The 20,532-nt window shown below is 72.7% G+C and carries 13 protein-coding genes; 2 read left to right on the forward strand and 11 right to left on the reverse strand.

The genetic code is table 11. The features are described from left to right. Window positions 1-391 precede the first annotated feature (391 nt). Window positions 392-1,006 (reverse strand): hypothetical protein, encoded by a 615-nt coding sequence (locus ACWC5C_RS34060; protein ID WP_450881830.1) that lies wholly within the window; start codon window positions 1,004-1,006, stop codon window positions 392-394. A 118-nt stretch (window positions 1,007-1,124) separates the two neighbouring features. After that, entirely contained in the window at window positions 1,125-2,582 is a 1,458-nt protein-coding gene (gene ahcY, locus ACWC5C_RS34065; protein ID WP_450881832.1) for an adenosylhomocysteinase, read from the reverse strand. A gap of 493 nt (window positions 2,583-3,075) precedes the next feature. Here ahcY and ACWC5C_RS34070 point away from each other — a divergent pair, with 493 nt between their 5' ends. After that, window positions 3,076-5,223: a fructose-specific PTS transporter subunit EIIC gene (locus ACWC5C_RS34070; RefSeq protein ID WP_450881834.1), complete on the forward strand. Its 2,148-nt coding sequence runs from the start codon at window positions 3,076-3,078 to the stop codon at window positions 5,221-5,223. A gap of 691 nt (window positions 5,224-5,914) precedes the next feature. Here ACWC5C_RS34070 and ACWC5C_RS34075 read toward each other — a convergent pair. From ACWC5C_RS34075 to ACWC5C_RS34105, 7 genes are all read right to left on the reverse strand, one after another. Further along, complete coding sequence (locus ACWC5C_RS34075) at window positions 5,915-6,835, reverse strand: cation diffusion facilitator family transporter (RefSeq protein WP_450881835.1); 921 nt, start codon at window positions 6,833-6,835, stop codon at window positions 5,915-5,917. Between the two features lie 96 nt (window positions 6,836-6,931). Beyond that, window positions 6,932-8,149 carry a mannose-6-phosphate isomerase, class I gene (gene manA, locus ACWC5C_RS34080; protein WP_450881837.1) on the reverse strand — a complete coding sequence of 406 codons (1,218 nt, stop codon included), beginning with the start codon at window positions 8,147-8,149 and terminating at the stop codon, window positions 6,932-6,934. Window positions 8,150-8,215: 66 nt separating this feature from the next. Beyond that, the gene (locus ACWC5C_RS34085) at window positions 8,216-9,550 is read right to left on the reverse strand and encodes an SIS domain-containing protein (protein ID WP_450881839.1); all 1,335 of its coding nucleotides are present in this window, start codon (window positions 9,548-9,550) and stop codon (window positions 8,216-8,218) included. Between the two features lie 99 nt (window positions 9,551-9,649). Continuing rightward, window positions 9,650-9,835: a Trm112 family protein gene (locus tag ACWC5C_RS34090; protein WP_450881841.1), complete on the reverse strand. Its 186-nt coding sequence runs from the start codon at window positions 9,833-9,835 to the stop codon at window positions 9,650-9,652. Between the two features lie 713 nt (window positions 9,836-10,548). Next, the gene (locus ACWC5C_RS34095; RefSeq protein ID WP_450881843.1) at window positions 10,549-11,913 is read right to left on the reverse strand and encodes a phosphomannomutase/phosphoglucomutase; all 1,365 of its coding nucleotides are present in this window, start codon (window positions 11,911-11,913) and stop codon (window positions 10,549-10,551) included. A gap of 87 nt (window positions 11,914-12,000) precedes the next feature. After that, entirely contained in the window at window positions 12,001-13,617 is a 1,617-nt protein-coding gene (locus ACWC5C_RS34100; protein ID WP_450881845.1) for an L-lactate permease, read from the reverse strand. A 171-nt stretch (window positions 13,618-13,788) separates the two neighbouring features. Further along, window positions 13,789-14,232, reverse strand: coding sequence for a DUF3499 domain-containing protein (locus ACWC5C_RS34105; protein WP_385448566.1), 444 nt, complete (start codon window positions 14,230-14,232; stop codon window positions 13,789-13,791). Window positions 14,233-14,573: 341 nt separating this feature from the next. On the opposite strand from ACWC5C_RS34105, the gene ACWC5C_RS34110 reads away from it, so the two are divergent. Then, a complete protein-coding gene (locus ACWC5C_RS34110) occupies window positions 14,574-15,014 on the forward strand; it encodes a metallopeptidase family protein (protein WP_385448584.1) in 441 nt (146 codons plus the stop codon). 48 nt (window positions 15,015-15,062) lie between these two features. Here ACWC5C_RS34110 and ACWC5C_RS34115 read toward each other — a convergent pair whose 3' ends face one another. Next, window positions 15,063-16,586 (reverse strand): DUF5719 family protein, encoded by a 1,524-nt coding sequence (locus tag ACWC5C_RS34115; protein ID WP_450881847.1) that lies wholly within the window; start codon window positions 16,584-16,586, stop codon window positions 15,063-15,065. After that, window positions 16,583-20,452, reverse strand: coding sequence for a glycosyltransferase family 2 protein (locus tag ACWC5C_RS34120; protein WP_450881849.1), 3,870 nt, complete (start codon window positions 20,450-20,452; stop codon window positions 16,583-16,585). The genes ACWC5C_RS34115 and ACWC5C_RS34120 overlap by 4 nt, the downstream gene beginning before the upstream one ends. Window positions 20,453-20,532: the final 80 nt, after the last annotated feature.

Genomic DNA, 20,532 nt, shown 5'->3' on the forward strand with positions numbered 1-20,532 from the left:
AACCGTATCACCGGTTTCTCCGGGCTTTCCCTCCGGGCCTTTCGGCCTTTCGTGTTTCCAACCTTACCAGATCCGTTTTCCGTTCCGTTTCCGGTTCGAATTCCGTTTCCGGTGGCCTGTTGGGGGCCTTTGCCTTTCGGCTGTCCTTGACTTTAGCAGAGTCGCATCGGCCGACCTAATCGGCTTCGCGATTACCTGCGGGGGGTCAAAGTGCTCCGTTGGAATTGCCTTCACGAACGAAGCGTTTCAGATGCCAACGGCTGCTGAGCAACGTACCACGCCGCTCATCGCAACCGTTAAAATCTACCTCCCCACATGGCCCGTGTCAACGGGTTTCGGGGAGATGAACACCGTACCAGCTCAGCGGGGCGCTCCGCACATCACCCGCACATCACCCGAAGGACGACGGCGGGGTCTCCAGTTCCTCCAGTTCGATGCCCGGGGCCGCGAGCACCACGTCGCCCGCGATGTGGACCGTGTGCTGCTCCCCCGTGTCCAACTCGCTGACCTGGTATTCGTCCACGGTGAGCGGGCCGACGTCGGTGGTGTGCTGGGTGCTGCCGAGCAGGGCCCAGGACTGGTCCAGGGTGCGCGGGGCGAGGACCGGGTCGGTGAAGGCGACGAGGCGGACGCGTACGGGGCTCCCGCCGGGTTCGAGCCGGAGCATGCGGGTGAGGGCGACGAGGAACGCCGGGGAGGTGCCGGTGAACGCGTGGGCCTGGGTGTTGCCCTCGGTCGCGTGCGCTCCGGACGGATCCGTACGGACCCAGGTCACGCCCTCCATCGCGCCGCCGCGGATCCGCCAGCTCGCGGCGTGCAGCTCCAGGCGGAGGGGGCGGCCGAGTTCGTCGAGGGTGAGGTCCACGGAACCGGCGTGCTCGCCGGAGGGCGAGGTGCGCTGGGCGACGTAGCGCCATCCGCTGGGGCCCGGAGCGCAGTGGAAGTGTTCTTCGCCGAGGGGCGCGTGGTCGTGCGTGTCATGGAGGGAGTAGCGGCCGCGGGGCATGGTGAGGTCCTTGAAAACGGGCTCGGGCCCGCCCGGCCGGAATGGCGCGGACGGGCCCAAGTGGCCCCGCCGGTGCGGCGGGGCCGGTGACCGGCGCTCGGCGCGCCGGCCGGGGCGATCAGTAGCGGTAGTGGTCGGGCTTGTAGGGGCCCTCGACCGGGACGCCGATGTAGTCGGCCTGCTCCTTGCGGAGGGTCGTCAGCTTGGCGCCGAGTGCCTCCAGGTGGAGCCGGGCGACCTTCTCGTCCAGGTGCTTGGGCAGCACGTACACATCGGTCGGGTAGGACTCGGGCTTGGTGAACAGCTCGATCTGGGCGATCGTCTGGTCCGCGAAGGAGTTGGACATCACGAACGACGGGTGACCGGTCGCGTTGCCCAGGTTCAGCAGACGGCCCTCGGAGAGCACGATGAGCTTCTTGCCCTCGGGGAACGTCCAGGTGTGGACCTGCGGCTTGACCTCGTCCTTGACGATCCCGGGGATGGCCGCGAGACCGGCCATGTCGATCTCGTTGTCGAAGTGGCCGATGTTCCCGATGATCGCCTGGTGCTTCATCTTGGCCATGTCGGTGGCCATGATGATGTCCTTGTTGCCCGTCGTGGTGATGAAGATGTCCGCGGTCTCCACCACGTCGTCCAGGGTGGCGACCTGGTAACCGTCCATCGCCGCCTGCAGCGCGCAGATCGGGTCGATCTCGGTGACGATGACCCGGGCGCCCTGGCCGCGCAGCGACTCCGCGCACCCCTTGCCGACATCGCCGTAGCCGCAGATGACCGCGACCTTGCCGCCGATCAGGACATCGGTGGCGCGGTTGATGCCGTCGACCAGGGAGTGGCGGCAGCCGTACTTGTTGTCGAACTTCGACTTCGTCACCGCGTCGTTGACGTTGATCGCCGGGAAGAGCAGGGTGCCCTCCCGGTGCATCTCGTACAGGCGGTGAACGCCGGTCGTCGTCTCCTCGGTGACACCGCGGATCTCGGAGGCGAGCTGCGTCCACTTCTGCGGGGTCTCCGCGAGAGTGCGGTTCAGCAGCTCGAGGACGACGCGGTGCTCGTCGTTCTCGGCGGTGGCGACGTCAGGGGCGGCGCCCGCCTTCTCGTACTCGACGCCCTTGTGGACGAGGAGGGTGGCGTCGCCACCGTCGTCCAGGATCATGTTGGGGCCGCCGGTGGCGGTGCCCGGCCAGGTCAGCGCCTGCTCGGTGCACCACCAGTACTCCTCCAGGGTCTCGCCCTTCCAGGCGAAGACCGGGATGCCCTGCGGGTTCTCCGGGGTACCGGTCGGGCCGACGGCGATCGCGGCGGCCGCGTGGTCCTGGGTGGAGAAGATGTTGCAGGACGCCCAGCGGACCTGCGCGCCGAGCGCGGTCAGGGTCTCGATCAGGACCGCGGTCTGCACCGTCATGTGCAGCGAGCCGGTGACACGGGCACCGGCCAGCGGCTGGGATGCGGCGAACTCCTTACGAAGCGCCATCAGGCCGGGCATCTCGTGCTCGGCGAGGGTGATCTCCTTACGACCGAAATCGGCCAGGGAGAGGTCGGCGACCTTGAAGTCCTGACCGGTGTCGGCTGACGTCATGAGTGCTGCTCCTCATTGATCGGTTGGCGAGCGAGAGTGTTTCGGCTGGCCTGCGGGCAGCGGGCACTGTGTGTCCGGCGGTGCGTCCGGGTCCGGGGTGTGTCCGGATCTGGACCCACGTTAGGCGGACACACGTGTCCCCTTTGCTCGCAGTGCGCAGTCCGTCGGAGGCCCTCTCTCCCTCGGCCGCCCCGCGGTACGGGACGCCCGACCGCCATCAGCAGCGACGTCTGGCTCGGTCACGAATCTACACCGCTGGGCGGGGTGAGCCCCAGCCCGAGGGGGTGTTCTTCGGCCCCGGGCCTGGACGGGGCCCCGGTTGTGGGGCCGAGCGCTTTGATCCCGTCCACGGGTATTGCAGGATGCCGCTGGCACGGGGACGCTTGCACATTCCCGCGCTGCCCGGCGTGTTGACGGTGCTGTACGGCGTTGTGCGGCCCTGTTCGGCGCCGCAGGGGCCGCCGGGGAAGCTGATCGTGACAAGGAGAACCACGTGACCAGTCCAGCCGATCCCCCCAGCGGTGCGGGGGCCAGCGACAGTGCGGAGACCGGCGGGCCGGGGCTCAGACTGCTCGCGGTGACCGCCTGTCCTACGGGCATCGCCCATACCTACATGGCCGCCGAGAAGCTGACGCAGGCCGCGGAATCGCTCGGGCATCGCATGAAGGTGGAGACCCAGGGCTCGATCGGGGCCGAGAACGTCCTGTCTGACAACGATGTCAGCGAGGCGGACGGAATCATCATCGCCGCCGACAAGGACGTCGACCGCAGCCGGTTCGTCGGCAAGAAGGTGCTCGTCGTCGGGGTGGCGGAGGGGATTCACCATCCGGAGGGACTGATCGAGCGAGTGCGGGACGCGCCGGTGTACGAGGGGGATGGGCGCGGTGGGGGTGGTGCCGGGGCCGTCGGTGGTAGTGCTGGTGGTGGTGGCTCGGCCGGTGGTGGCGGCGCCAAGGGGCGTGGGGTCACGTACAAGGCGCTCATGAACGGCGTCTCGTACATGATCCCGTTCGTGGTCGTCGGCGGTCTCCTGATCGCCGTCTCGCTCGCGCTGGGCGGCGATACGACGGCCGAGGGGATCGTCATCCCCGACGGCTCCTTCTGGAAGACCGTCAACGACATCGGCAGCATCGGCTTCCAGCTGATGATCCCGGCGTTGTCCGGCTACATCGCGTACGCCATCGCCGACCGGCCCGGGCTGGTGCCCGGCATGGTCGGCGGCTGGATAGCGGCCCATGGCGAGCTGTACGACAGCGAGGCGGGCGCCGGGTTCATCGGGGCGATCGTCACCGGGTTCCTGGCCGGGTATCTGGTGCAGGGGATCAAGAGGGTCCGGGTACCGAAGTTCGTTCAGCCGATCATGCCGATCATCGTGATCCCGATCGTGGCGACGTCGGTGCTCGGTCTGTTCTTCATCTACGTGCTCGGCAGGCCCATCGCCTGGGTCTTCGAGAACCTCACCGACTGGCTCGGCGGGCTGACCGGGACCAGTGCGGCGCTGCTCGGCATCATCCTCGGGCTGATGATCGCGTTCGACATGGGCGGGCCGGTCAACAAGACGGCGTTCCTCTTCGGGGCCGGGCTGGTCTCCAAGAACCCCGAGGTCATGGGCGCGTGCGCGGCGGCCATTCCGGTGCCGCCGCTGGGGCAGGGGCTGGCCACGCTGATCCGTCGCCGGATGTTCGACGACCAGGAGCGGGAGACCGGGCTCGCGGCCCTGTTCATGGGCTTCTTCGGTATCACCGAGGGGGCGATTCCGTTCGCCGCGGCGCGGCCCGCGATGGTGATTCCGGCGAACATGCTGGGTGGTGCGGTGGCCGGGGCCATAGCCGGGCTGGCGGCGGTCGAGGACAGCGTGCCGCACGGAGGGCCCATTGTGGCGGTGCTCGGTGCGGTGAACGGGGTGCCGATGTTCTTCGTGGCTGTGGTGGTCGGTACGGCCGTCACGGCGGTGGCTACGGTCGGGCTGATGTCGGTACGGCGGGGTGGGGCGGGGGCCGTTCCGGCGTCTGCCTCGGCTGGGGCGGTGGCTTCTGTTGTGGCCGAGCCGGTGTTGGTGGGGAGTGGTGCGGGGGCCTCGGGGGGTGCGTCGGGGGGTGGTTCCGCTGTTCGTACCGATGTAGCGAAGCCTGTGGCGTCTGCGGAGTCTGCGGCCTCTGCGGAGTCTGCGGAGCTTGCCGGGGGTGCGGTGTTGTCCGGGTATCTGACCGAGCAGACCGTCAAGGAGCAGCTGGCCGCTGATCGTAAGGACGAGGCGATCCGCGAGATGGCCGCGCTGCTGGCCGCGAGCGGCAAGGTCGCGGACGCCGCGGAGTTGGTGCGGGTCGCGTTCGCCCGCGAGGACCAGGGCACGACCGGTCTTGGGGAGGAGATCGCGATCCCGCACGCCAAGACGGACGCGGTGACCGCCCCGGTCGTCGGCTTCGCGCGGTCCGCCGAGGGCATCGAATGGGGCGCGCCGGACGGTACGAAGGCCCGGCTGGTCTTCATGATCGCGGTGCCGGAGGCTGCGGCGGGGGATGAGCACCTGCGGATCTTGGCGCTGCTGTCGCGGAAGTTGATGGTTGCGGAGTTCCGGGAGCGGTTGGTGGGGGCGGAGGATGTGGGGGCGATTTTGAGGGTGTTGGGCGAGATCGCGTAGGTGGGTGGCGGGGTGGGTTGTCCCCCACCCCGCCCCTCCCCGACCCCGGGGCTCCGCCCCGGCCCCCGCTGGGGGCTGCGCCCCCAGACCCCCTTCCGGGGGCTCCGCCCCCAGACCCCCTTCCGGGGGCTCCGCCCCCGCACCCCCGCCGGGGCTCCGCCCCTGGACCCCGGGCGGTGTCGCCGCATCCCGGGCCCGTCTCGGTGCAGCGAGGCCCCCGACCCCAGGAAGCCGCGCAGCCCCGGCGCGGCTGCGCCCCTGGCCGCGAGCGGTGGGGCGCCGTGCAGCGGGGCTCCTCGCACCGAGCAGCTGCGTTTCTGGGCCCCGGCCCGAGGCCTCGCACCGCACCGCCAGGGTTGGCGCAACGTCCCAGGGCCGATTCGACGCGGCGGGGCTCCCCGCACCACGCTGCGCTTCTGGACCCGTACCGGGGCGTCGCGCGGCGCCCCGACTCGCTGCGTCGCTGGGGCCGTCGTGGGGCTCGCTCTCGCGCCTGTGCGGGGTTGCGTCCCCGCGCCCCTGGCCCTGGGGCGCTGTGCAGGGGCGGGGCAGCAGGGGTTCGGCGCGGCGCTCTTCCTCGCCACCTGCCCGGCCGGGGGGCTACGCCCAGGGCCCCACCCGGCCGCGCAGGGGGGCGCTGGCGGCGGGTGGAAGTGCGATCGCCCCGGCCGGAGGCCGGGGCGATCGGGGGTTAGGGGGTGGAGGTTCGGAGGATGTCTGGTTCCAGGTAGATCGCTCGGGCGATCGGGACCGCCTCGCGGATTCGGGCTTCCGCTTCGTCGATCGCGCGGGCCACGTCGGCTGCGCTGTCGTCGTGCTGGACTGCGATCTTGGCGGCCACCAGGAGTTCTTCGGGGCCCAGGTGGAGGGTGCGCATGTGGATCAGGCCGGTGACGGTCTGGCCGTCGACGACCGCTTCGCGGATCTTGGCGACCTGGTCGACGTCGGCCGCCTCGCCCAGCAGGAGGGACTTCGTCTCGGCCGCGAGGACCAGGGCGATCAGGACCAGCAGGGCGCCGATGCACATGGTGCCGATGCCGTCCCAGATGCCGTCGCCGGTCAGGATGGCGAGGCCGACGCCGCCGAGGGCGAGGACGAGGCCGACCAGGGCGCCGAGGTCCTCCAGGAGGACGACGGGCAGTTCGGGGGCCTTGGCGCGGCGGATGAACTGGGCCCAGGACAGCTTGCCGCGGACCTCGTTGGACTCCTTGATGGCCGTACGGAACGAGAAGCTCTCCGCGATGATCGCGAAGACGAGCACGCCGACCGGCCAGTACCAGTGGTCCAGCTCATGCGGGTGCTTGATCTTCTCGTAGCCCTCGTACAGCGCGAAGATGCCGCCGATGGTGAACAGCACGATGGAGACGAGGAAGCCGTAGATGTACCGCTCGCGGCCGTAGCCGAAGGGGTGCTCGGGGGTCGCCGCGCGCTTGGCCTGCTTGCCGCCGAGGAGCAGTAGTCCCTGGTTGCCCGAGTCGGCCAGCGAGTGCACGCCTTCGGCGAGCATCGACGACGAGCCGCTGAAGGCGAACGCCACGAACTTGGCTACGGCGATGGCCAGGTTGGCGCCCAGTGCGGCAACAATCGCCTTGGTTCCGCCGGATGCACTCATATGTGCCGAATGTCCCTTCCTGCTCATGGCAGTTTTGCTTGAGCTTTACTGCCGCTACGGCGGGCCATTGTTCCAGCCCTCCGCAGGAGCCTGACGTCAGGCGGTCAGTGTGGCCCTGAACACAGTGCCGTCGCCGGTCGCGGTGACCGATTCGCCCGCCCTGACGAAGGCCGATTCGCCCCGGGAGAGATGGAGTTCATCGTCACCGCGCAGCGAAACCTCGCCCGCGACGCACAGCAGGATCTGCGGGCCGGAGGAGGGGAGGGTGCGCGGTGCGGCGCCTTCCGCCAGGACGTACCGGGAGAGCCGGAACTCGTCGATGGGAGTGGCGTACAGCTCCTCGCCGGAGGGGTCCTCCTCGGGGCGCAGGACGGCCGGGGCGTCGCTCTCGAAGCGGACGATACGGAGGAGTTCGGGGACGTCGACGTGCTTGGGGGTCAGACCGCAGCGCAGCACGTTGTCGGAGTTGGCCATGATCTCGACGCCGAGTCCGTCGAGGTAGGCGTGCGGGACGCCCGCGCCCAGGTACAGCGCCTCACCGGGCTGCAGCGTGACGAAGTTGAGCAGCATCGCGGCGATCACGCCGGGGTCGCCCGGGTAGTGCCGGGCGATGGTGGCGTACGCCGCGTACGCCGGGGCGTGCGGGCCGTCGAGCGCGCCCAGGCGTTCGGCGGCCGCCGCGGCCTGGTGCACGGTCTCGGCGATCGCCTCGCGGTCGGCGGTCAGCACGGCCGTCAGCACCTCGCGCAGGGCGTGCGACTCGGGGTGGGCGTGCAGGATGTCGACGTACGGCTTGAGCGAGTCGACCTCAAGTGCGGCCAGCAGCGCGGCGGCCTCGTCGGGGGCGCGGAAGCCGCACAGCCCGTTGAACGGCGTGAGGGCGCAGATCAGCTCGGGCTTGTGGTTGGCGTCCTTGTAGTTGCGGTGCGGGGCGTCCACGGGGACGCCCCGGGCCTCCTCGTCCGCGAAGCCCTCCTTCGCCTGCGCCAGGTCCGGATGGACCTGGAGGGAGAGCGGCGAGGCGGCGGCGAGCACCTTGAGGAGGAACGGCAACCGGGGCCCGAAGGTCCGCACGGCGTCCGCGCCCAGCTCGCGCTCCGGATCGGCCGCGATCACGTCGGAGAGGGCGACGGAGCCCTCGGCGGGGCCCTCGGTGGAGCCCTCGCCCCGGTCGAGGCGGGACGGCGCCCCGGGGTGCGCGCCCATCCACATCTCGGCCTGCGGCTCGCCCGTCGGCTCGACGCCCAGCAGGTCGGGGATGGCGGTGAGGGAGCCCCAGGCGTAGGGGCGCACGGTGTTGTCGAGGCGGTCCATGCGGTGCGGTTCCTGACTGTCCGGGCGGGCGGAGGGCCGTGGGCGTTCATGGCCTTGCGTACGGCCTCAAGTTCTATCCGCCGAAGCAAGCGCGAGGTAAACGGCGGCGAAATCCGTGATGGCGAGAAGCTCGGCCGCGCGCTCCAGCGGACTTCCTTCGTCCGGTTCCAGCTCGCTGAAGGCCGTTTCATGCGCCAGCGCGAGTTCGCGGGCGGACGGCACGGCCGAGACGGGGCCCACCGGCTCGTCGTGCAGCAGCACGATCCGGGCCCGCAGCGCCTCCGGCTCATCCACCCGGTCGCGGAAGAAGTCGTCGGGGTCGGCGCCGCCCGCGAAGGCCCCCGACAGCAGCGTGCCGTGCGCGGCCAGCGCGCCGGGCAGTTCGGCGGCGAGCGCGGGGCGCCCGGCGAGCGTCGCGAGCAGGCCCGCGAAGCGCCGTCCGGCCGCGGCGGCCACCGGGCCCTCGGTCCACAGCAGCGGCAGCGACCCGGCCAGCTCGGCCGCGAGCGTCTTCGCCGGGTTGGTGTACGTGGCGATGGCCGGTCCGCAGCGCTCGGCGACCCGGTCCAGCCGGTCCGCCACCTGCTGCAGCGCGGCGGGCGGCGCGGTGATCAGGCCGATCCGGTCGACGAGCATGAGCAGCGGCGTGAGCAGCGCCCACAGCGTGCCGGGCAGGGCGGGGCCGGTGACCTCGTCCGGGGCGGTGCCGGGGGGCTCTATGTGGGGCGGGGTGGTGTGGTGCGGGTGCGCGCTGAAGGAGGCTGGTTCGCCCAGGGCGCCTTCGGGGGGTGGGGATTGGGGGGCTGCCGCTTCGGGCTGGGCCTGGGGGTGGGTTTCGGGGTGGTCTTGGGGGGCTTCGGCGCGGTCTTGGGGGTGGGCGGCCTCGGGGGGCGCGTACGGGCCGTACGCGGACGTGGCCAGCGGCACGATGAGGCCGCGCGCCTGCGCCACCGCGCCCGCCAGCGGCGCGTGTCCCGGCGCCACCGCGACGAGCGCGCAGCCCCGGCGGTACGCCTGCTCCACGAGGCGCGGCAGCCCCGGCTCCGTACCGTCCGGTGTCGCGATGACCAGCAGGTCGGCCGGGCCCACCCAGCCGGGGAGCGCCCAGCGCAGGGCGCCGGGGGCGGGGGCTACGCCGGTGGGGGCGATCAGGCTGACCGGGATGTTGCCGCCGCTGAGCGCGCCGAGGAGGTCGGCGGTGCAGCTTCCGGCCGCCCCCGGGCCCGCGACCAGGACCGCGCGGGGGCGGCCGTCCGGCTTGAGGTCCGCTACGCCCGCCTCGGCGGCGTGCCGGGCTGCCGTACGGACTCTGGCGCCGGATTCGGCGGCCGCGCGCAGCAGTCCGCGGGTGTCGGCCCGGGCCAGGGCCTCTGGGGCGTCGAGGAGGGATTCGTCGAGCATGGAGCTACGGCCTCCGATCGCCGTGGGCGGGTGGGGCGGCGTGCGGCGTTGCGTCGTTGCGTCGTGCGGGGTGCAGCGTGCGCCGGGCGTCCTGCGCCGTCAGGCTGGGCGGCGCGCCTCGTCTACGAGCAGGACCGGGATGTCGTCGCGGACGGGGTACGCGAGGCCGCAGCCCTTGGCGTCCGTGCACACCAGCTCGGGGGTCTCCTCGGCCTCTTCCTCGCGGAGCGGGGCGTGGCACGCCGGGCAGGCGAGGATCTCCAGAAGACCGGCTTCGAGCGGCATGGGGTGTCCCTTCGGATGTGGTCCAGTCGGACGGGGGTCCGGCGTGGTCAGGGTACCGCCGGGGGTGGGGGCGGCGCGGCCGGTGGCCCGGGCCTGGGCTTGGCCGCGGGCCTCGTTTCCCCCACCCCGCCCCTTCCCGAAACCGGGGCTCCGCCCCGGGCCCCGCTGGGGGCTGCGCCCCCAGACCCCCTTCCGGGGGCTCCGCCCCCGCACCCCCGCCGGGGCTCCGCCCCTGGACCCCGCTCCTCAAACGCCGGAGGGGCTGGGATGTGCCGACCGGGGCCCCGCATCGCAAGCGCCGCAGAGGCTGGGGGTCGGGCATCACCACCCCCGCTTCGCACCACAAACGCCGCAGAAGCCGGGGGTCGGGCATCTCCGCCCCGGCCCCCGCACCGCAAGCGCTGGGGTCGGGCATCACCACCCCGGACCTCGCATCGCAAACGCCGCAGAGACTGGGCCGGGCATCACCGCCCCCGCCCCCACACACCGCAAGCGCCGCAGAGGCTGGGGTGGGGTGTCGCCGTACCGGCTCCCGCAGCGCGAGCGTCGGAGAGGGTGGGGCGGTTGGGGTCGGGCGTTGGGGGGCGGGGGCCGGACCGGATGGGGAGGGGGTAGCTCAGCCCCCGCGCCTCGCATCGCAAGCGCGGGGGGGGCGGGGCAGGGGCGTCGTGGTCCTCGGGGCGTTGGTGGGCCGGGGGCCGCGCGGAGCGGGGCTAGGCGCGGACCTGGGTCAGGACCTCGTCTCGGATGTGGTCCGCCGTTTCGCGGGTGCGGGCTTCTACGTTCAGGCGGAGGAGGGGTTCGGTGTTGGAGGGGCGGAGGTTGAACCACCAGTCGGCGCTGGTGACCGTCAGGCCGTCCAGCTCGTCCAGTTCGATGCCCTCGTCCTTGCGGCCCTCGTAGGCGGCCTTGACGGCCTCCATGCGGCCGGTCTGGTCGGCGACGGTGCTGTTGATCTCGCCGGAGGCGGCGTAGCGGTCGTACTGCTCGACGAGCTGCGACAGGGGCTCCTGTCCGCCGCCGAGGGCGGCCAGGACGTGGAGGGCGGCGAGCATGCCGGTGTCGGCGTTCCAGAAGTCGCGGAAGTAGTAGTGCGCGGAGTGCTCGCCGCCGAAGATGGCGCCGGTGCGGGCCATCTCGGCCTTGATGAAGGAGTGGCCGACGCGGGTGCGGATGGGGGTGCCGCCGTTCTCCTTGACGACCTCGGGGACGGACCAGGAGGTGATGCAGTTGTGGATGACCGTCCCGCCCGGGTGCTTGGCCAGTTCGCGGGCGGCGACCAGGGCGGTGATCGCGGAGGGGGCCACCGGTTCGCCGCGCTCGTCGACGACGAAGCAGCGGTCGGCGTCACCGTCGAAGGCGATGCCGAGGTCGGCGCCGGTCTCGCGGACGCGGGCCTGGAGGTCGACGATGTTCTTGGGGTCGAGCGGGTTGGCCTCGTGGTTCGGGAAGGTGCCGTCCAGCTCGAAGAAGAGGGCGTCCAGCTCCAGGGGGAGGCCCTCGAAGACGGTGGGGACGGTGTGGCCGCCCATGCCGTTGCCCGCGTCCACGACGACCTTCAGCGGCCGGATGGCGGTGAGGTCCACGAGGGAGCGCAGGTGGGCGGCGTAGTCCACCAGGACGTCCTGCTGGGTGAGGGTGCCGGGGTCGGCGGCGGGCTCGGGGGCGCCGGTCTCCGCCCACCCCTCCACCAGGGCGCGGATGTCGGCGAGGCCGGTGTCCTGGCCGACGGGCGCGGCACCGGCCCGGCACATCTTGATGCCGTTGTACTGGGCGGGGTTGTGGCTGGCCGTGAACATCGCGCCGGGCAGGTCGAGATGGCCGCTGGCGAAGTAGAGCTGGTCGGTCGAGCAGAGGCCGATCTCGGTCACGTCCACCCCGAGGGAGGCGGCCCCGCGGGCGAAGGCGCGCGAGAGACCCGGCGAGGAGGGGCGCATGTCATGGCCGACGACGATGGCGCCCGCGTCGGTCACCCGCGCGAAGGCGGCGCCGAACAGCTCGGCGAGCGGTTCGTCCCACTGGTCCGGGACCACACCGCGGACGTCGTACGCCTTCACGATCTGTGACAAGTCGGGCACAGCCAACCCCTTCTCAAGGTCCTTGGACACGGACCTCAAAACCTACCCTTCGGACCTGGGCGGCAACTGTGAGGCTCACCTACCGGCCTACGGCAGCATCCAGCCGAGGAGGAACGACGACTGCGCGACGACGATCAGGCACATCAGCAGCAGCAGCCCCAGACTCCACGGCAGCACCTTCCGCAACAGGTCCCCCTCACGCCCCTGGAGGCCCACCGCGGCGCACGCGATGGTGAGGTTCTGCGGGGAGATCATCTTGCCGAGGACGCCGCCCGAGCTGTTGGCGGCGGCGAGCAGCTCCGGGGAGAGCCCGGACTCGCGGGCGGCGGTGACCTGGAGGGCGCCGAAGAGGGCGTTGGCCGAGGTGTCCGAGCCGGAGACGGCGACGCCGAACCAGCCGAGCACCGGGGAGAGGAAGGCGAGTCCGGCCCCGGCGGCGGCGACGAAGTGGCCGATGGTGGCGGCCTGTCCGGAGAGGTTCATGACGTACGCGAGGGCGAGCACCGAGGTGACCGTCAGGATCGCGTGCCGCAGCTCCCGCACGGTGGCCGCCCACTCCCCCAGGGCGTCGCGCACGGCGACCCCCAGGACGGCCGCGGTGGCGATGCCCGCGAGCAGGACGAGGGTGCCGCCGGTGGCGGCCAGGGGCAGCGCGAAGAGATTGCCGCCGACCGGCTTGCCGTCGGGCGCGGCGACGTCCAGGAACGGCCAGTCGATGGTGCGGGTGGCCTTGGCCAACAGGTCCTTGACCGGGCCGATCTGGGCGATGGAGAAGATCGCGACGATCAGCGCGTACGGGGCGTAGGCGCGCAGCACCTCGGGGCGCGGGTCCTCGTGGTCCAGGTCGTCGCTGCGTACGCCGGTGAGGACGGCGGCGCGCACCGGCTCCTCGACGGGCCGCCGCGCGGACGGTACGGCGACGAGCGCGGCGGCGCCGACGAGCGCGGCGGCGATGTCGGCGAGCTGGACGGAGAGGTAGTTGGAGACGGCGAACTGGGCGACGGCGAAGGCGGTTCCGCAGGCGAGCGCCGGGGCCCAGGTCTCGCGCAGCCCGCGCCGTCCGTCGACCAGCGTGACCAGCAGCAGCGGGACGACGAGGGCGAGCAGCGGGGTCTGCCGTCCGACGACGGAGGCGACGGAGTCCAGCGGCAGCCCGGTGACCTGAGCGAGCGTCACCACCGGGGTGGCCATGGCGCCGAACGCGACGGGCGCGGTGTTGGCGACGAGCGCGACGACGGCGGCGCGCACCGGTTCGAAGCCGAGCGCCACGAGCATGACCGCGCAAATGGCCACCGGGGCACCGAATCCGGCGAGGGCCTCCAGCAACGCGCCGAAGCAGAAGGCGATGACGAGGGCCTGGACGCGCGGATCGTCGGAGAGCCGCCCGAAGGAGCGGCGCAGGACGTCGAAATGGTTCGTGCGGACCGTCATCCGGTACACCCACAGGGCGTTGACGACGATCCACAGGATGGGGAAGAGACCGAAGAGCACGCCCTGCGCGCCGCTGGAGAGGGTCTGGCCGAGCGGCATCCCGTACGGGAGCCAGGCGACGAGGACGGCGACGGCGAGGCCGATGGGCCCCGCGTAGTGGGCGCGCATCCGCACGCCGCCGAGCAGGACGAGGACGGTGAGGAGGGGGAGGGTGGCGACGAGGGCGGAGAGGGACAGCGAATCGGCGACGGGCTCCAGCTGCTGCACGAACACACGGGCCTCCTGGGGATCCTGGAAGTCCACATCCGTGATGCGGAAATGGAGGACTCGGGGTTCAGGAATGGTCGTGTCCGCGACGAGTTCGCGTCAATGCCCTGGACGTCAATGTCCTAGACGTCAATGCTCTGGAGTGAAGTGATCGGCTGGTGCCGGAAGTTGTGCGGGTCAGGACTCCGGCGAGCGCAGGACGCGCAGATGCCCGCGCCGGGCGACTTCCCGGGGATCGGCCTCGCGGCCGCTCTGTCCGCCCCCGGCTCCGGAACCGGACGCTCCGGCCGCGCGCTCCTGCGGGCGGGCCGCCTCGCGCACGGCGTTGGCGAGGGCTTCGAGGTCATCACTGCTCGGCCGGGGCGGACCGGTGTCGACGGCCAGCCGGACGACTTCCCAGCCGCGCGGGGCGGTCAGCCGCTCCGAATGCTCCGAGCACAGGTCATAGCAGTGCGGCTCGGCATAGGTGGCCAGCGGTCCGAGAACCGCGGTCGAGTCCGCGTAGACGTACGTCAGCGTCGCGACGGCGGGGCGGCCGCAGGCGGTGCGCGAACAGCGACGTACAGGGCTCACGACGTTGGACGGTACCGCACTCTTGAGCGGGCCGCGACGACTCTCCACCAGCTCACTCCGCCGTGTCGTCCCGGTTCGCCCCGTGCACCCGATACGTGCACTTCCCTGTTGACCAGCGCGGACATCGGGACGACCGAGAGTCGCCGAGGACGATTCCGGTCACCAGTCGAACCGAGAGGGGTCATCCTGAGGTACGGAAGCAAGCCAAGAGACGTCCGTTTATGGACGCAAGCATGGCCGGAATGTTCATTAAGTGACATTGGACATGGCTGTCCAGTAAGCGCGTGCCGGAGGCGGGGCGGCGGCTACCCTCGTGAGTGATGACCAGGCCCGTACCCTCCGACCAGCCCGAGCCGCGTCCCCGGCGCCGCGACCGGCACGGCCGGGGTATGCGCGGTCCGATCGCGCCGCCCCAGGTACCGCTGTCGGTCAGCCGCGCGGAGTCCTTCGTCGATCTTGTGCAGGACTCGGCGGAGCGGCTGGAGAGACGGTGGCCCCAGCTGTCGGGAGTCGACTTCACGGTGCTGGAGGTGCCGGTCACCGGGGCCGGGGGCTCCGACGGACCGTCCGGGCACGGCTTCGACGGACATCCGGCGCACGGCCCCGGCTTCACCGACGGGTGGGACGGCGAGTCCGTACCGCTCGGGCGCTTCATCGCGGCGCGCGGCGACGCTCCCGACCGGATCGTGATCTACCGGCGCCCGGTGGAGATCCGTACGAAGAACCGGGATGAGCGCGCCCTGCTGGTCCACGAGGTCGTGGTCGAGCAGGTGGCGGAGCTGCTGGGACTGGAGCCGGAGTCGGTGGACCCGCGCTACGGGCAGGACTAGGGAGCCGGGGGGCGCTCGCCTGCCCACCCCGGCCCCCCGCCGGGATCCCTAGCGGTTCAGTACGGACAGGTCCTGCGTCGCCTGCGGGACCTCCACCGTCCCCCGGTCGTCCGGGAGGGACTGGATCGTGAAGGCCGGTACGTCGCCCTGCGGCAGCGACAGCATGCGCGAGGCGTGCACCGGGCCGCCCGAGAGGCGCTCCACGGTCACCGCGTACTGGCCCTTGGCACCGGACGGCTTCGGCGGGGCGACCGTCTTCGTCGTACCGCCCTTGATCTCGTACGTCTGGCTGGCCGAGGTGCCGCCGCCGGTGCCCGCCGAGGCGGTGACGCGGACCTTCGCGCTGGAGCCCGGGGCGACCAGGGACAGGATGGAGCCCTTGACGCGGTTGTCGGCGGCGGTGGCGGAGCGCTCGATGGCGCTGGTGGCGGGGATGAACGCCGTCTCCTGGTCGCTCCCCTTGCCGCGCGTCACCTGAAGCCCGGCGACCACCGGGGTGGCCGGGCCCTCGCCGCCCTCGGGGGTGAGCAGGAGCGAGCCCGGTTCGCCCTTGGTGACGTCGCCGAGGTCGACCGCCGACGTCATCCCGCTCTTGACGTGCAGGGACTCATGCCCGGCCGGGGTGATCGAGCTGGTGGGCCCGGCGAGCCGCACCTTGAGGTCCGCGTCGTTGGCGCCGGGCGCGAAGACCACCAGGCGCGCCGAGGTGGCGTCGGCCGGTATGCCGGGGAGCGCGACGCTCGTGGCGGGCACGGCGGACGCCGGGATCCAGTCGCCGCCGCGCTGCTCGTCGGCGGCCTGGACGGCGGCGCCGATCCGTCCGCTGCGGGCCGTCACATGGAGGGAGACATCGGCGGCCCGCTGATCGGTGAGGGTGGAGAGCAGCACCGGCACGGTGGAGCGGCCCGGGACCGTGATCGACTCGTCGCTCGTGGGCTTCAGCTTGCCGCTGGAGCCGTACATCGTCAGGTCCACCTCGGCCGCCCGGTCGTCCGGGTTGGTCAGATGGACGAAGTCCTGCCGGTCCTTGGCCGTGGACGCCCCCTGGAACCAGAAGTCGGTGTCCGGGGCGGTGCACGCGGTGCCCATGAGGCCGCGCCCGCTGCCCGCGTCGATCGACGTGGTCTGCTGGACGGTCCAGCCGGGCGCGAGCGGGCCGTCTGCGGTGCCGATGAGCGCCGGGGCGCCCGAGCTGTCGGTGTCGGTGGTGACCGGCGTGCCGGGGCGCTTGAGCGGCAGGACGGGGTCGTTCTTGCCCTTGCCGCCCTGGGGGTCCTTCTCCTCGGACACGTCGTCAGGGCTGCTTGTCGCGGGCAGCAGTTCGGCCTTACCGCTGCCGCCGTCCGCGCCGCCGCCGCTGCGCTTGGGGGTGTACCCGGTGTACGTCGTACTGCTGACGTCGGAGGAGCTGGGCTCCGGGCACAGCAGCGTGGAGCGCTGGACGGGCAGCCTGCTGGCGGCCTTGGCCGCCGTGCCCGCGTCGTCCGACGGGCCGCCGGTGAGGGACGCCAGGCCGGTGACGGCGGCCAGCGCCGTGGCCGCGCCGATCAGGGACAGGGTGGTGCGGTTCATCGCTGCTGATCGCTCCCGTCGCGGCGGCCCTCGGGGTCGGCGCCGCCGTACGTCGTGTCGCCCTGGGCGGGGTACGTGCCGTCGGGGTAGGGCTGCTGCTGGTCGTAGCCGTACGGATCGGCGTACTGACCGGCGGCGTACGGGTCGGCGGCGTACGCGTCGGGGTACGGGCCGCCCGCGTACGGGTCCGCCTGGTACGGGGCGTCCTGGTACTGGCCCTGCGGGTACTGGCCCTGCGGGTACGGATAGCCGCCGGGGTACTGGTCGGCCGGGTACTGCTGCTGCCCGTACGCGGCGTCGGCGTACGGCTGCTGCGCGTCCCACTGCCCCCCGTACGGCTGCTGCTGCGGCTGCTGCTGCGGCTGCTGGTCCGGCTGTGGCGGTACGAACGGCTCCGGTACGAACACCGGCGGCTCGGCGGGCGGCGCGGGCGGTGCGGGCGGCGGGGCATCCGCCGCCGTGCCACCGTCCGCCGGAGCGTCCGGCGCGTCCCCGGCCTGCGTCTGTGCGGCCTCCGCGGCGGCCCGCAGCCGCCGCGCCCGGCGCCCGTCGCCCGCCAGGTCCTCGGCGGTGATGGCGGTGGCGGCCGCCGCGGCCTCCGCCTCCGGCAGGTCGTCGTCCACGTCACGGCGGCGGCCCGGCAGCGCGAGCACCAGCAGGACGACCGCGAGCAGCCCCTGCGCCCAGATCCACGCGGTGTGGGTGATGGGGGTGTCGTAGGTGAGGTCGAGCCGACCGCCGCCCGCCGGGAGTTCGAAGCCCTGCGCCCAGCCGTCGATCGTCTTCGCCGTCAGCGGCTTGCCGTCGAGCGTGGCCGTCCAGTCGGGGGTGGCCCGGTCGGCGAGCCGCAGCACGCGCCCGTCCGCGCCGTCCGGGATGGTGGTGTGCGCCTCGACGGGACCGGACGCCACCTGTACGGGCGCGGCCGACGAACCCGCCGCGCCGCTCCCCTGGGAACCGGGCGGGACGATGGAGACCCGCGAGGCCCGCTGGTCGAGCCGCCACAAGGTGCCCGCGTCGTCCCTGCTGAGCTGGGTGAGGCCGGGCGTCGCGTTGAGCACGCGCGTCATGTCGCGCGAGGCGCCCTGCTGTGCGTACACATAGCGCACCGCGTAGGCGCCCAGCCGGGTCGTCTGGTCGGCGCCGGAGCCCGCGACCAGATGGGCCACGACGTCGTCGAGGCGGGTGTCGGCGCCGCCCGCCGCGGCGAGTTCGCCATCGCCGAGCCGGGCGCCGGAGCCGCGCACCAGGGCGTAGTCGGTGCGGGCGTCGCCGCCGGTGAGCACCAGGGTGCGGGACTGGTCGGCGTCGGCGCTCTCCGCCGCCACGAACGCCGGGACCTGGGAGGGCTCGCGCCGTGCCACCGGGCCGTCCGCGCCGCCGACCATCCAGACGACCGCCGCGTACAGCGGGGCGGCCGCCGAGGCGACGGCGATGATCAGCGCGACCGGCTGGCGCCAGCCGAAGCTCTGCGCCGCCACGCGCTCCCGTGCGCCCTCGGCGCCGACCACGGCGGCGGTCAGCAGCGCCAGCCCGTAGACCAGGGTCGCGGGCCCGGCCCAGGCGGAGCCGTTGCTGAGCGCCGCGAAGAGGAACCCGGTGAGGGCCACGGCCCACGCCGTACGGACCGTCAACTGCCGTTCGCCGCGCATCAGGGCGGCCAGCGCGGCCAGCACGAAGCCGATCAGCAGCAGCGTGCCGCCGCCCTTGGGGCCGCCGGGGCTGAGCGCGAGCAGGTCCAGCGCGGACGCGGAGCCGCTGCCGCTGTCGAGCCCGGCCTCCTTCAGGAAGCGGACCGGGTCGGTCAGCAGATCGACCGACCAGGGGGCGAGCACCAGAAGCGGAGTGAGGACGACGGCCAGGAAGCGCAGCCCGTACGCCACCAGCGGCTCGCCCTGCCGCTGCCGCAGGATCAGCACACCGGCGGACAGCAGCAGCGCGATCGGCCAGACGACCGGCGTGAAGGCCATGGTGAACGTCAGCAGCAGGGCGTACGCCCACGCCGCGCGCCAGCTCGGCAGCCTGCCCTTCGCACCGCCCGCCCGGAAGCCGCCCGCGGCGGCCGCCGCCCGCGCCATCAGCGGCAGCAGGACGGCCAGCACGGCGGTGCCGAGCCGCCCGCCCGCGAGGGCGCCGGTCGCGGCCGGGAGGAAGGCGTACGCGACGCTCCCCCACGCGCGCAGCAGCCGGGACTCGACGAGCGGCCGGGAGGCGAAGTACGCGATGAACCCGGCCAGCGGCACCGAGCAGACCAGCAGCAGGGTCAGGGTGAAGCCGGTGCTGCCCAGGAAGACCGTGGCGAGCGCCGCGAGCGCGGCGAGATAGGGCGGCGCGCTCTGAGTGCCGCCGGTGCCGACCGGATGCCAGCCATTGACGTAGCTCGCCCACAGGTCGCCGACGTGCCCGGGGGCAGGCAGCAGGTCGCCGCCCGCGAGCGCGCCGGTGCCCAGCAGCTCACGGCAGGCGACCAGCGAGACCAGCAGCAGCACGGCGAACAGCATCGGGCCGGGTTTGCGGGCGATCCGCTTGACCCGCGCGAACTGCTCGACCTGAAGGAAGTCGGCGTCGTCGTCGGAAGGCCCGGACTCGACGGCACCGTGACGGCCGCCCGAGGACAGCTCGGGCTCCGACCGCCCGCCGATGTTGCTGGCGATCTGCTCGGCCGTCGCCCGCACGGTCGCACCGGACGGCGGGAAAAGCGGCCGCAGCTCGCTCGGCTCGGTCGCCGGGCGGCCGCGCCGCTTGCGCGCGGCGCTGATCCGGCCGGGCCGCAGCAGGATGCCGGACAGGCCCGTGACCTCGTCCAGCGCCTGGCCGGGCACCTTGCCCACCAAATAGGCGAGGGTGCGCAACAGGGTGCCGAGGACGACCCGCAGCATCACATAGGGCAGCAGCGCGCCCTTCGTGTTGACCAGCAGGGTGTAGACCGCACCGGCCTTGTCGACACGGTGCGGGCTGGCCACGGACCGGCCGACGCAGTCGATGGGGCGCCGCTCCCGCGCGGACGCCTCGGCGTGCCGCAGGGAGGCGTCCGGCGCGATCAGCACGCTGTGCCCGGCGGCGTGGGCGCGCCAGCACAGATCGACGTCGTCCCGCATCAGCGGCAGCCGGGGGTCGAAGCCGCCCAGCCGCTCCCATACGTCGCGCCGCACCAGCATGCCCGCACTGGAGACCGACAGCACCGGCCGCACCTGGTCGTGCTGGCCCTGGTCCTGCTCGCGCCGCTCCAGACCGGTCCAGCGGCGGCCGCTGCGGGCGATGCTGACGCCCACTTCGAGCAGCTGCTTACGGTCGTACCAGCCGCGCAGCTTGGGGCCGATGATCGCGGCCTCGCGGTTGGCCAGCAGCTCGCCGTCGGCCACCCGCAGCAGCTCATGGAGCGCGTCAGGCGCGGGCGCGCAGTCGTCGTGCAGCAGCCACAGCCACTGGATGGGCTCGCCGTGCGGTAGCTCCGGCATGTCGTACGCGTCGTCGCGCCAGGTGCGGTTGACGGGGTCCCAGCCGCTGGGGCGCTTGAGGTACGGCAGCTCCTCGGGACTCAGCACCGGGGCACCGCGAACGGCCTCGGCGACGGCCGTGCCGAAGCCGCTGCGGCGCGCCAGGTGCAGGACCCGGTCCTCGCCGAGGGCTTCGGTCAGCAGCCGGGCGGATTCGTCGGCGCTGCCGGTGTCGGCGGCGACGACGCTCTGCACGGGACGCTCCTGACCGAGCAGACCGGACAGCGCGTCGGGCAGCCAGCGGGCACCGTCGTGGGAGACGAGCACGGCGGTGACGACATGGCGCGGGAACTCAGGTGCCGGTTGCGCGGCGGCAAATCCGGCGGAGGCGGCCGGGTGAGGGGCCGCCGAGTGGCTGTGCACGGACATCGAGGTACGGGCCCCGGTTCGCTGGACTGCGGTGGACGAGCCCGCCCCAGGGGGACATTGGCGCGCCTCGGACGGGCCCC

This window comes from Streptomyces sp. NPDC001700, from assembly GCF_053596435.1.